Origin of the sequence: Streptomyces sp. NPDC090127 (assembly GCF_044746945.1) — a bacterium.
Classification (GTDB): domain Bacteria; phylum Actinomycetota; class Actinomycetes; order Streptomycetales; family Streptomycetaceae; genus Streptomyces.
Map to the genome: position 1 here is coordinate 285,232 of NZ_JBIVDE010000001.1, position 12,981 is coordinate 298,212.

General features: G+C 73.1%; 9 protein-coding genes. 3 read left to right on the forward strand and 6 right to left on the reverse strand.

What is annotated here, in order from left to right; genetic code table 11:
- Nucleotides 1-31 precede the first annotated feature (31 nt).
- Together ACIPPS_RS01240 and ACIPPS_RS01245 are read right to left on the reverse strand one after the other, a co-directional pair.
- Entirely contained in the window at nt 32-1,276 is a 1,245-nt protein-coding gene (locus tag ACIPPS_RS01240; protein WP_401425366.1) for an Ig-like domain-containing protein, read from the reverse strand.
- A gap of 164 nt (nt 1,277-1,440) precedes the next feature.
- Nucleotides 1,441-2,610: an Ig-like domain-containing protein gene (locus ACIPPS_RS01245; protein ID WP_401427147.1), complete on the reverse strand. Its 1,170-nt coding sequence runs from the start codon at nt 2,608-2,610 to the stop codon at nt 1,441-1,443.
- A 217-nt stretch (nt 2,611-2,827) separates the two neighbouring features.
- Between ACIPPS_RS01245 and glgX the strand changes: the two genes are divergently transcribed.
- On the forward strand, nt 2,828-5,050 hold the full coding sequence (gene glgX, locus ACIPPS_RS01250) for a glycogen debranching protein GlgX (protein WP_401425368.1): 2,223 nt from the start codon (nt 2,828-2,830) through the stop codon (nt 5,048-5,050).
- 80 nt (nt 5,051-5,130) lie between these two features.
- Here glgX and ACIPPS_RS01255 read toward each other — a convergent pair whose 3' ends face one another.
- From ACIPPS_RS01255 to ACIPPS_RS01270, 4 genes are read right to left on the reverse strand one after another with little or no spacing between them, the layout of a single operon-like run.
- Complete coding sequence (locus tag ACIPPS_RS01255; protein ID WP_401425370.1) at nt 5,131-5,796, reverse strand: response regulator; 666 nt, start codon at nt 5,794-5,796, stop codon at nt 5,131-5,133.
- A complete protein-coding gene (locus ACIPPS_RS01260; protein ID WP_401425372.1) occupies nt 5,789-7,147 on the reverse strand; it encodes a sensor histidine kinase in 1,359 nt (452 codons plus the stop codon). The genes ACIPPS_RS01255 and ACIPPS_RS01260 overlap by 8 nt, the downstream gene beginning before the upstream one ends.
- A 28-nt stretch (nt 7,148-7,175) precedes the next feature.
- Nucleotides 7,176-7,919 carry an ABC transporter permease gene (locus ACIPPS_RS01265; RefSeq protein WP_401425375.1) on the reverse strand — a complete coding sequence of 248 codons (744 nt, stop codon included), beginning with the start codon at nt 7,917-7,919 and terminating at the stop codon, nt 7,176-7,178.
- Entirely contained in the window at nt 7,916-8,821 is a 906-nt protein-coding gene (locus ACIPPS_RS01270; RefSeq protein ID WP_401425377.1) for an ABC transporter ATP-binding protein, read from the reverse strand. Before ACIPPS_RS01270 ends, ACIPPS_RS01265 begins: the two co-directional genes overlap by 4 nt.
- Before the next feature lie 197 nt (nt 8,822-9,018).
- Here ACIPPS_RS01270 and ACIPPS_RS01275 point away from each other — a divergent pair, with 197 nt between their 5' ends.
- Nucleotides 9,019-10,791, forward strand: a complete 1,773-nt coding sequence (locus ACIPPS_RS01275) for an ABC transporter ATP-binding protein (RefSeq protein WP_401425379.1) — start codon at nt 9,019-9,021, stop codon at nt 10,789-10,791.
- Nucleotides 10,788-12,812, forward strand: a complete 2,025-nt coding sequence (locus ACIPPS_RS01280) for an ATP-binding cassette domain-containing protein (RefSeq protein WP_401425381.1) — start codon at nt 10,788-10,790, stop codon at nt 12,810-12,812. The genes ACIPPS_RS01275 and ACIPPS_RS01280 overlap by 4 nt, the downstream gene beginning before the upstream one ends.
- Nucleotides 12,813-12,981: the final 169 nt, after the last annotated feature.

The following is a 12,981-nucleotide window of genomic DNA, read 5'->3' on the forward strand; positions in this document are numbered from 1 at the left end:
GTCACAGCACCGGGTCCCGCGGGGGTGAGACCTACTTGATCCACTCCGACCAGGACATGTTCCAGCCGTTGAGGCCGTTGTCCGGCTGGATCTGCTTGTCCTTCGAGTTCTTCACGACGACCACGTCACCGATGAGCGAGCGGTCGTAGAACCAGGCCGCCGGGGTGGAGCCGTCGCCCGCGCCGCGCGCGTCGCGCAGACCGACGCAGCCGTGGCTGACGTTGGAGGAGCCGAAGGTCCCGGGCGAGGCCCAGTAGTTGCCGTGGACGAAGGTGCCCGAGGTGGACAGGCGCATCGCGTGCGGCACGTCCTTGATGTCGTACTCACCGCCGAAGCCGACCGTGGCGCCGTTCATCCGGGTCACCTTGTACTTCTCGCTGATGACCATCTGACCGTTGTACGTGGTCGTGGACGGCGCGCCCGCGGTGATCGGGATCGTCTTGATGATCTTGCCGTCGCGCTCGACCTTCATGGTCTTGGCGCTCGCGTCGACCGTGGAGACCTGGCGGCGGCCGATGGTGAAGGAGACCTTCTTCTTCTGCTTGCCGTAGACACCGGGGCGGCCCTCGACGCCGTCCAGGTTCAGCTCGACGGTCACCTTGGTGCCGGCGGCCCAGTACTCCTCCGGGCGGAAGTCCAGGCGGTCGTTGCCGAACCAGTGGCCCTCGATCTCGACCGCGGGAGTCGCGGTCACCTTGATGGCCTTCTCCACGGCCTCCGGGTCGGTGATGCCCCGGGTGAAGCGGATGGAGACCGGCATGCCGACGCCGACGGTCGAACCGTCCTCCGGCGTGTAGTGACCGATGAAGGTGTTCTTCGGGACCAGCGTGGTGAAGGTGGTGTCCTTGGCCGACTCACGGCCCTCGGCGTCCTTCGCGATCGCGTGGACCTTGTACTCCGTACCGGCGGCCAGGTGGCCGACGGGCTGCCAGCTGGCGCCGTCCGCCGCGATCTTGCCCTCGACCTCGGCGCCCTTGGTGTCCGCGACCGTGACCGTCGTCAGCTTGCCCTGCTCGGCCGTCACCTTCAGCGCGCCGCTGGTGGCGACCGACTCGGCGCCGTCCTTCGGGGCGATCGTCACGACCGCCTGCGACGCGGCGATCTCCTGCTTGCCGCCGCCGTCCTGGCCGGCCCCCTCGCCGCCCTTGCCGCCGGGGGCGTCACCACCGCCGCACGCGGTCAGCACCAGGAGCAGCGCTCCCGTCGCCAGCGCCCCGAGGCGGATGCCGCGGCGCCTGTGTCCGGTGGTCCCTCCGGATATCGGCTGCCCGTTCACTATGGTGTTCTCCCCTCGCACGACCCGGCATCGCCTGGGCCCCACCCCCGTGCACATCCTTACGCGCACACGGCGTTAGATAATCACACCGGAAGACACGAAAGTTCCACGCGAATGTCACCGTTCAGTCCCAGTTCGCACGGGGTGCGGGCAGCCGCTCGGGGTCACCTCAGGGTCGAACCCGCCTTCCACTCCTCCCAGTCCATGTTCCAGCCTCCGAGGCCGTTGTCGGGAGCGACCTTTCGGTCACGGGAGTTGACGACCTCGACCACGTCGCCGACCAGCGTACGGTCGAAGAACCAGCCCGCCGGGGAGTCGGGGCTGCCGCCCTTCTCGTCGCGCAGACCGACGCAGCCGTGGCTGACGTTGGCCGAGCCGAAGGTGGAGGGCGTGGCCCAGTAGTTGCCGTGCAGGAAGGTCCCCGACTCGGTGAGCCGCATCGCGTGCGGCACGTCCTTGATGTCGTACTCCCCGCCGAAGCCGACCGTCCGGCCGTCCATCCGCGTCACGTCGTACAGCTCCGTGACGACCATCTTCCCGTTGTACGTCGTGGTCTTCGGCGCCCCTGCCGTGATCGGCAGCGTCGCCAGCAGATCGCCGTCCCGGCGCACCTCCATGGTGTGCTCGGCCGCGTCGACGACGGAGACCTGGGAGCGGCCGACGGTGAACCCGACCCGCTTGCTCTGGATGCCGTACACCCCCGGAGCGCCCTCGACGTCCCGCAGGGCGAGGTCGACGGTCACCTTGGTGCCGGGGCGCCAGTACTCCGCCGGGCGGAAGTCGAGCCGCTCCCTGCCGAACCAGTGGCCGACGACCTCGACCGGCGGGTCGGAGGTGACCTTGATGGCCCGCTCGACGGCCTCGCGGTTCTGGACCGCGCGGTTGAAGGAGAAGGAGACGATCATGCCGGTGCCGACAGTGGAACGGTTCTCCGGCTTGAAGTAGCCGATGAAGCGGCGCTCGGGCACGACGGTGGTGAAGGTGGTGTGCCGGGCGGAGCGACGGCCGTGCCCGTCGAGCGCCACCGCGTCCACGCTGTACTTGGCCGCGAGGGCCAGCCGGGAGTCCGTCCTCGGCCGCCAGCGCAGCCCGTCCTCGCTGATCTCACCGGGCACCTCGGCCCGCTGGGCGTCCTCGACCTGGACGACGGTGACCCGTTCCAGCCGTCCGCTGTCGACCCTGACCTCGATCGGCCCCTCGGCCGGTACGCCCTTGCTGCCGTCCTCCGGGCTGACCCGGATGACGTCGCCCGGAGCCCGCGCCTTCCCGGGCAGGGAGAGGTCGATCCCACCGCCGCCTTCACCCGTGCCGGTGCAGCCCGCCACACCCGCCATCAGTGCCGCCACCACGAGGGCGCGGCCCGCCCGCTTCCATACAAGACTCACGCCCAGCCCAACGACGGCCACCCTCCGGGGGAAACGTGCGTGCGGGTCATGTTGGGAGTACGGCCGTACGGGCAGAACAGGTGGGAGGACTACGCGCGGGGACTCGCGGCCGGGACGCCGCGGGTCCGTGCCGCGCGGGCCCCGACGAGCCGCGGGAGGCCGACAGGTGTCGAGCGCAGCCGAGCAGGAGGCGCAGGCGGTACGGGACGAAGGGGCGCTCCTGCCTGCCCCGGAGCGAGCCCGGCCGGTGGTGTGGCCCGGTGCGCCCACCCCCTTGGGGGCGCGCTGCCGGATCGGGCCCGACGGGGTCGCGGGCACGAACTTCGCGCTGTGGGCCGGCGGGGCGGAGGCCGTCGAGCTCTGCCTCTTCGACGCGGGCGGGGCCGAACGGCGGCTGCCGCTGTCCGAGCTGACCCACGAGATCTGGCACGGTTTCGTGCCCGGGGTGGGCGCGGGGCAGCGGTACGGCTTCCGCGTCCACGGCCGCTGGGACCCGTGGACGGGGGCCCGCTGGAACCCGGCCAAGCTGCTCCTGGATCCGTACGCCCGCGCGGTCGACGGCGACTTCGCGCTGCCGGCGGAGGTCTACGGACACGTCCGCGACTGGCCGCAGCAGCATGTGGCCGACACCGTGCGGGACGACCGGGACTCGGCGCCGCACGTGCCGAAGGGGATCGTCGTCCTGGACGACGACGACTGGGCGGACGACCGCAGGCCGAAGACGCCGTGGCCGGACTCGGTCATCTACGAGCTGCACGTGAAGGGCTTCACCAAGCTCCACCCGGGCATCCCCGAGGAGCTGCGCGGCACGTACGCGGGGCTCGCGCACCCGGCGGCCGTCGAGCATCTCGTACGGCTCGGGGTGACGGCCGTGGAGCTGCTGCCGGTACACCAGTTCGCGCACGAGGACCATCTGCTGCGTCGCGGACTGCGCAACTACTGGGGGTACAACTCCATCGGCTACTTCGCCCCGCACGCCGGCTACTCCTCCTCGGGGACCACCGGGCAGCAGGTCGGCGAGTTCAAGCGGATGGTGCGGGCGCTGCACGCGGCCGGGATCGAGGTCATCCTCGACGTCGTCTACAACCACACGGCCGAGGCGGGCGAGCTGGGGCCGACGCTGTCGCTGAAGGGCATCGACAACCGGGGCTACTACCGGCTCCAGTCCGACGCCCGCCGGTACGCCGACTACACCGGCTGCGGCAACACCCTGCACGTCGTGCAGCCGCAGGTGCTGCGGCTGATCACCGACTCGCTGCGGTACTGGGTGACGGAGATGGGGGTCGACGGTTTCCGCTTCGACCTGGCGGCCGCGCTCGCCCGCTCGATGCACGACGTCGACATGCTCTCGCCCTTCCTCGCGGTCATCGCCCAGGACCCGGTGCTGCGCCGGGTGAAACTGATCGCCGAGCCGTGGGACGTCGGCAACGGCGGCTACCAGGTGGGCGCCTTCCCGCCGCTGTGGACGGAGTGGAACGACCGCTACCGCGACGCCGTACGGGACTTCTGGCGCGGCGCCCTGCCCGACGTACGGGACCTCGGCTACCGGCTCTCCGGATCGAGCGACCTCTACGCGTGGGGCGGGCGGCGGCCGTACGCCTCGGTCAACTTCGTCACCGCGCACGACGGCTTCACGCTGCGGGACCTGGTGACGTACGAGCGGAAGCACAACGAGGCCAACGGGGAGGGCAACCGGGACGGCACGAACGACAACCGGGCCTGGAACTGCGGGGCCGAGGGCGAGAGCGACGACGCCGAGCTGGGCGCGTTGCGGCTCCGGCAGCTGCGGAACCTGCTGACGACGCTGCTCCTGTCGACCGGGGTGCCGATGCTGGTGGCGGGCGACGAGATGGGGCGCACGCAGGGCGGCAACAACAACGCCTACTGCCAGGACAACGAGACGAGCTGGCTGGACTGGTCGCTGCCCGAGGACCCGGGGCGGCGCGAGCTGCTCGCCCTGACCCGGCGGCTGCTCGCGCTGCGTCACCGCCATCCGGTGCTGCGCCGTCGCGCGTTCTTCTCCGGCCGTCCGCAGGGCGCCGACGGGCTGCGGGACCTGGCGTGGTTCACGGCGGACGGCACGGAGATGACGGAGTCCGACTGGTACGCCCCTGCGGCCACGCTGGGCCTCTACCTCTCGGGCCGGGACATCCCGGGGCGGGACGAGCGGGGCGCGCAGGTCACCGACGACAGCTTCCTGGCGATCCTGCACGCGGGGCCGCGCCCGGCGGAGTACCGGCTGCCGGGCCCGCCCTGGGCGGAGTCGTACGAACTGGTCCTGGACACGGCCCTGGAGGACCAGACGCACCCCCCGGAGAGCGTGTACGCGGGTGGGGCGGGGGTGACGGTCGGGGCGCGGTCGGTGTGGCTGCTGCGGGTCAGGGGGTGAGGGGGCGGTCGGAGAAGTGAGGGGGCTATCGGGGGGTGAGGGACGGCCGGGGGTGAGGGACGGCCGGGGTCCGCCCGGCGTCAGGCGCGGCCCAGGATGCCGCGCTCGTACGCCACCGCGACGGCCGCCGCCCGGTCCTTGGCGTCCAACTTGGCGTAGATGTGCGTCAGATGGGTCTTCACCGTCGCCTCGCTGATGAACAGCTCGGCGGCGATGGCGCGGTTCGACGTGCCCTTGGCGACGAGTTCGAGGACCTCGCGCTCGCGGGCGGAGAGCGAGGTGTCGACGGGCGCGGCGGGGGTGCGGACACGCGAGACGAGCCGGGAGGCGACGGCCGGGGAGAGCACCGTACGGCCCTCGGCTGCCGCCCGGACCGCCGCGAACAGCTCCTCGCGGGGCGCGTCCTTGAGGAGGTAGCCGGTGGCGCCCGCCTCGATCGCGGGGAGGGTGTCCGTGTCGGTGTCGTACGTGGTGAGGACGAGGACCCGGGAGCGGGCGCCGCGCCGGGCCAGTTCGGCGATGGCGTCGACGCCGTTGCCGCCGGGCATCCGCAGGTCCATGAGGACGACGTCCGGGTCGAGGCGGAGGGCGAGTTCGACGCCCCGGACGCCGTCCGGTGCCTCGCCGAGGACCAGGAAACCGGCGTCGTCCCCGGTCGTGGCGGCGGTGAACATCCCGCGCAGCCCGTCCCGTACGACCGGATGGTCGTCGACGATCAGCAGCGTGATGGGGGTGCGGTCAGCCATGGTGCACCAACGGTACGCGGGCGGAGACGGCCGTGCCGTCTCCGGGTGCGGTCTCCACGGTGACGCAGCCCGCGAGGCGTTCGGCCCGGGCCCTCATCCCGGGGAGGCCGAAGCCGCCGTCGGCCGTGCGGGCCGGGACGGCGCCGGGGTCGAAGCCGTGCCCGTCGTCCCGTACGTCGAGCGTGATCTCGTCGCCCATGTACGAGAGGGTGACGCCGGCTCGGGAGGCCCCGGAGTGACGCTCGGCGTTGGCGAGGGCCTCCTGGGCGATCCGCAGCAGGGTGGCGGCGACCTCGTCGTGGAGCGGCTCCGCGGTGCCGGTGACGGTGAACCGGGTGGTGATGCCGGTCCGTTCGGACCAGGTGGCGACCGTGTGCTTCAGCGCCTCGGGGAGCGTGTCGTGCTCCAGGGCGACCGGGCTCAGGTTCCGCACCGAGCGGCGGGCCTCGCCGAGGCTGTGGCGGGCGAGGTCGGCGGCGCGCTGGACGTGGACGCGGGCGAGGGCCGGGTCGGGGGTGACGGTGACCACCTGCAGCTGGGCGATGATCCCGGTCAGGCCCTGGGCGATGGTGTCGTGGAGCTCGGCGGCGAGCCGGCGCCGCTCATGGGCGACGCCCGCCTCGCGGGCCTGGAGGAGGAGTTGCGCCTGCAGCGCGGCGTTCTCGGCGAGGGCCTGTTCGAGCCGGGCGTTGGTGCGGGCGAGTTCGGTGATGGTGGCGGCGCGCTCGGCGGCCTTCTCGGCCTCCTTCGTCCCGAGGTGGGAGAAGACCATGGCCAGGCAGGCGTTGAGGGCGAAGAGGCCGCCGAAGGCGAACCAGTTGAGGAGCGAGGCGGGCGGCAGGCCGCCGGACTGGGCGCCCGCCAGGATGGCGGCGGTGCACAGCAGCCCGACCCGGGCGAGCCGAGGGGGCAGGAGGTGCGGGGCGTCGAAGTAACCGAGGCAGGCGAAGACGGAGAAGAACGGGTTGAGCCAGGTGAGCGCGAAGGCGAGAGCGGTGCGCGAGGCGAAGTAGAGGACGGACGCGGTGCTGGGCGCCCCGGGGACGAACTGCGGCGGGGCGGGGGTGGTGGACGGGGTGGTGGACGGGGCGGTGGCGGTGGGCGAGGCGTCCTCGCGCGGTGCGGCCGCCTCGCGCGAGGCGTTCGCGTGGAGCGTGTGGTGGCGGTGCAGCTCCCAGGCCGTCTGGAGGGCGAGCACGGCCACGACGAGGACCGCGGCCACGACCGTCTCCGTACCGTCCATGAACAGGTCCGCCGCGCCGACGGCGAGGACCAGGGCCAGGGCCAGCAGGCCGTACGGGCCCCAGCGGAAGAACTGCTGCCAGCGTTCCTCGACCGTCTTCCCCGCCACCGCCACCGCCACCGTCTCCCCCGTACCGTCACTCCCAGCGGAACCACCGGGCCGCCGTGGCGGTGAGCAGCACCGTCCACAGAGCCATGATCCCGAGCGCCGCCCCGTCGGGCCACCCCCCGGCGGTCGCCGCGTCGAGGGCCGCCGAGGCCGCGCCGAACGGCGTCAGCTGGACGATGCGCTGCAACGCGTCGGGCATGGCCTGGACCGGGACCCAGACGCCGGCCGTGAACATCGCGGGGAAGGCGGCCGTCGCCCCGACGGCGGAGGCGATGCCCTGCGTACGCGAGACGGCGCAGACGGCGGCGCCGATGGCGAGACTGCCGGCGATCGCGAGCAGCAGCGCGAGGAGGTGGGCGGGAACGTTCTGGGGCAGCCGGACCCCGAAGGCCAGCCTGCCGACGAGCACGACGAGCACGGAGGAGACCAGCGCCGCCACGCCGTGCAGGGTGAGCTGGGCGGTGAGGAGCGCGGCCGGGCGGACCGGGGTGGTCGACATCCGGCGCAGGATGCCGCGTTCGCGGTAGCCGGCGAGGACCGGGGGCATGGCCTGGAGTCCGGCCATGATCATGGCGAAGAGGACCGCGACGGGGACGTAGAGGTCGATGACGCGACGGCCCCCGAGGTCCTCGGACACCTCGCGGAAGGACGGGATCAGACCGAGGACGACGAGCAGGACGGTGGGCGAGACCATCACCCAGAACAGCGTGCCCGGTTCGCGGGTGAAGAGCCGGGTCTCGGTCCTGAGGACCGTGGTGGTGGCGGCGCTCATCGGTGGTCGGCTCCTGTCAGGTCGAGGAAGGCGTCGTCGAGGGTGGCGTCGACGACCCGCAGCTGTCCGGCGGTGACGGCGCACTGCGCGAGCAGCCGGACGAAGGCGTCGACGGTCGCGTCGGTGCCGGTGACGACGGTCCGGCCGTCCTTCGTGTCGACGGAGGCCGCCTGCGGCAGGGCGCGGAGTGCGGCCGGGTCGAGCGGGGTCTCGGCGGCGAACGAGATCACCTTGGAGGCGGCGGCCCGGCCGATCAGCCCGGCCGGGGTGTCGAGCGCGGCGACGCGCCCCCGGTCGATCACGGCGATCCGGTCGCAGAGCCGCTGGGCCTCCTCCATGAAGTGGGTGACCAGCAGGACGGTGACGCCGCCGGCCCTGATGTCCTCGATGAGGGTCCAGGTGTCGCGCCGGGCCCGCGGGTCGAGGCCGGTGGTGAGCTCGTCGAGGACGACGGCGCGCGGGTTGCCGACCAGGGCGAGGGCGATGAAGAGCCGCTGCTTCTGACCGCCGGACAGCTTCCCGAACCGGGCCCGGAGATGGGCGTCGAGCCCGAGGCGCTCGGCGAGGGACCGCCAGTCGGCGGGCCGCTCGTAGAAGGAGGCGTACAGCTCCAGCGCCTCCCGTACGGTCAGTTTGGCCTGGAGCGCGCTCTCCTGGAGCTGCACCCCGAGGATCCGGGTGACGTCGTCGTGCCGGGCGACGGGGTCGTACCCGCCGACCCGCACGGTCCCGGCGTCGGGGGTCCGCAACCCCTCGACGCACTCGACGGTCGTGGTCTTGCCGGCTCCGTTGGGGCCGAGGATTCCGAAGATCTCCCCCTCGGCGACCTCGAACGAGACGCCGTCGACGACGGTCCTGTCGCCGTAGGCCTTGCGCAGGCCCTGAACTTCGATCATTGGCATGCCCCAAGGCTGGCCCCGGGGGCCGTCCGAGGGCATCGGCCATCCCGCTCGAAGCGCGGTCAACCGATCGGTTGACCGCCGGTACGACCCGGGGCGCGGCCCGGCACGACCCGGCACGGCCCGGCGCGGCACGGCCCGGCCCGGCACGTGGAAAACCACATGAGCGGTGTCAGTGGTGAACCGTAGGCTCGGTCGTGATGCCCGGAGAAGATGCACCCACCAAGAAGTCCGCCGTGCGCACCCTGCTGCGCCTGTGGCCCTACGTCCGCCCGGTACGGGGGCGGTTGGTCTCGGCCGCCGTCGTCGCGATCGTCGCCTCCTGCCTCTCGCTCGTCATCCCGCTCGTCCTGGAGTGGATGGTGGACGGTCCCGTCGCCGCCGGGGACCCCGGCGGGGTGTGGCTCGGCGCGGTGTACCTGCTGCTGCTCGGCATCGCGGAGGCGGTGCTCTTCGGCTTCCGCCGGTGGCTGGTCGCCCGGCCGCTGGCCGGGGTCGAGGCCCGCATGCGGGCCGATCTGTACGGCCGGGCACAGCGGCTGCCGATCGCCTTCCACGACCGGTGGGCGTCGGGCCAGCTGCTCTCGCGCGGCACGACCGACCTGATGCTCGTCCGGATGTTCCTCGCCTTCCCGCTGACCTTCCTCGTCGTGAACGGCGTGACGATCCTGGCCGGTTTCGTCCTGCTGCTCGGCCAGGACTGGACGCTCGGGCTGGTACTGCTCACCCCCGTCGTCCCGCTGGTGGTCCTCTGCTCGCTCTTCGAGACGAAGTACGCGGTCGTCGCGCGCCGCGCCCAGGACCAGGTCGGCGATCTGACGACCGTGGTCGAGGAGAGCGTCCTCGGCATCCGGATCGTGAAGGGCTTCGGTCGCCACCGCAGCCAGGCCCTCGCCTTCCGCGCGCTCGCCGAGCGCCTGCGCGGCACGGAGCTGGTCAAGGCGCGGCTGCTGGCCGGGATCTGGGCGCTCATCACGATCATCCCCGAGCTGGCGATCGGCGCCGCGCTCGTGCTCGGCACCGTCCAGGTCGCCGACGGGCGGCTGTCGGCGGGCACGCTCGTCGCCTTCCTGTCGACCGCGCTCGCGCTGCGCTGGCCGGTGGAGTCGATCGGCTTCCTGCTGGCGATGAGCCAGGAGGCGGCGACGGCGACGGAACGGTACTTCGAGGTGATGGACGAGCCGGAGGAGACGCCGGGCCCGCCCGCCGCGGGACCGGGATCCCGGGACGGGGTCCGGTTCGAGAACGTCACCTTCCGCTTCCCGGACGCGGCCCCGGACGCCCCTCCCGTGCTGGACCGCGTCGATCTCCACATCCGGCCCGGCGAGACCCTCGCCCTGGTCGGCGGGACCGGGTCCGGCAAGACGACCCTCACCGCCCTCGTACCGCGTCTGCACGAGGCGACCGGCGGACGCATCCTGCTCGACGGCGAGGACATCACGCGCATGGAGCGCGCACGGCTGCGGGAGCTCGTCGCGGTCGCCTTCGAGGAGCCGACCCTCTTCTCGGCGAGCGTCGGCGAGAACGTCCTGATGGGCGCCGCGGAAGGAGCCGGCGAACCCGAGCTGTGGCGCGCGCTCGCCGTGGCCCAGGCGGACGGCTTCGTCGCGGCGCTGCCCGAGGGGGCGGCCACCCAGGTCGGCGAGCAGGGGCTGAGCCTCTCCGGCGGCCAGCGCCAGCGCCTCGCCCTGGCTCGCGCGGTCGTCGGCAGGCCCCGCTTCCTGGTCCTCGACGACCCGCTCTCCGCCCTCGACGTCCACACCGAGGCCCTGGTGGAGGCCGCCCTGCGCGAGGTCCTGCGGGACACCACGGCCCTGGTCGTGGCCCACCGGCCGTCGACGGTGCTGCTCGCCGACCGGGTGGCGCTTCTGTCGGAGGGCCGCGTCGCGGCGGTGGGCACCCACCACGAACTGCTCCGGAGCAACGCCGAGTACGCCTGGCTGATGTCGGGCGAAGGGGCTGAGACACGATGACCGGTCCGAACCCGACCCCGGAGACCGGGCCCACCAAGACCGGGCCCACCGAGCCCGCCAAGACCGGGCCCACCGAGCCCGCCAAGACCGGGCCCACCGAGCCCGCCAAGGCCGGGCCCGTCGAGGCCGGTCCGGTCACCACCGCCAAGACCGGTCCGGTCACCACCGCCAAGACCGGCCCGGCCACCACCGCCAAGACCGGCCCGGCCACCACCGCCAAGGCCGGCGGCGACCCCTTCGACCAGGACGACCTGCCCACCGCCCCCGGCGCCACCGGGGCCCTGCTGCGCTCGCTGCTCGCCGCGCACCGGGCGCGGGTGGTCGTCGCCGCGCTCCTGCTGCTGCTCCAGCAGGCCGCCTTCCAGGCCGGGCCGTTGCTCGTCGCGTACGCCATCGACCGGGGTGTGCCGGCCTTCCGGGGCGGGGACCACGGGCCCGTCGTGGCCGTCGCCGCCGGGTACCTGGTCTGCGCGGTGGCCGGCGGGCTCCTCCAGTACCTCTTCCTGCGCGGGGCCGCCCGCGTCAACCAGGACGTCCTGCTCGATCTGCGCGGCCGGATCTTCCGGCACGCGCAGGTGCTCAGCGTCGACTTCCACGAGCGGTACACCTCCGGCCGGCTCATCTCGCGGTCGACCACCGACGTCGAGTCGCTGCGTGAGCTGCTCTCCGAGGGGCTCCAGGAGCTGATCGGTGTCGTCCTCGCCTTCGTGTACATCTCGGCGATGCTGCTCTGGCTCGACCTGGGCATCGGCGGGGTCGCCGTCGCCTCCTTCGTCCCGCTGTATCTGCTGGTACGGCTCTACCAGCGGCGCTCCGCCGTCGTCTTCGCCGAGCGGTCCACCGCCATCGCGGGCGTGATCGTGAAGTTCGCGGAGACGATGAACGGGATCCGGCCGGTACGGGCGTTCCGCCGGGAGCGGGCCAACGACGCCGAGTTCGGCGCGCTCAACCAGCGGCACGAGCGCTCCAACGGCGACGCGCTCCTGGAGATGGCCCGGTACGTCGTCGGCTCCCGGCTCGTCGCGAACACGGCCGTGGCGGGCATGTGCCTGTGGGGCGCGTACCGGGTGGCGGGCGGGACGCTGGAGCTGGGCGTGCTCGCGGCGGCGGTGCTGTACATGCGGCGGCTGTACGACCCGATCGACCGGCTGGGGATGTTCCTCAACTCGTACCAGTCGGCGGCCGCCTCCCTCGCCAAGATCGCGGGGCTGCTCGCGCAGGAGCCCGGTGTCCCGGAGGCCGTCGCGCCGAAGGAACTGCCCGCGGCCCGGGGCGGGCGCCCCGGCCGGGAGGTCGCCTTCGACGGGGTGCGGTTCGCGTACCGGACCGGGGGCGAGGTGCTCCCCCGCTTCGACCTGACCATCCCGGCGGGGCAGACGGTCGCGGTGGTCGGCTCCACGGGCGCCGGCAAGTCGACGCTGGCCAAGCTCCTCGCCCGTTTCTACGACCCCACGGAGGGGCGGGTGCTCCTCGACGGCGTCGACGTCCGCGAGCTGGCGACGCCGGACCTGCGGCGGGGGGTGGTGATGGTGACCCAGGAGGCGTTCCTGTTCTCCGGGACGGTCGCCGAGAACATCGCGATCGGGCGGCCGGACGCGAGCCGGGAGGAGATCGAGCGGGCCGCGAAGGCGATCGGCGCGCACGACTTCGTCGTGGGGCTCCCGGACGGCTACGACACCGACGTACGCAAGCGCGGCGGCCGGATCTCCGCCGGTCAGCGGCAGTTGGTGGCGTTCGCCCGCGCGCTGCTCGCCGACCCGGCGGTGCTGATCCTGGACGAGGCGACCAGCTCGCTGGACGTGCCGGGGGAACAGGCGGTGCAGCGGGCCATGGGCACCGTGCTCGCGGGCCGTACGGCGGTGGTGATCGCCCACCGGCTGTCGACGGTGGAGATCGCGGACCGGGTGCTCGTGATGGAGGCCGGCCGGATCGTCGAGGACGGCCTGCCGACGGACCTGGTCCGCGACGAGGGCCGCTTCGCGACCCTCCACCGGGCGTGGCGGGACAGCTTGGTGGGGTGAGCGGCGGACGGGTCGCGGGGCGGCCGGGTCGCGGGGCGGCCGGGTCGCGGGGCGGCCGGGGTGGGGCGGGTCGGGGTGGGGCGGGTCGGGGTGGGGCGGGTCGGGGGCGCCGTCCGCATCGATGTCCAAGGAGTGGCCATCGCCCACGCCCGGGAGCAGCCGGCGGGGC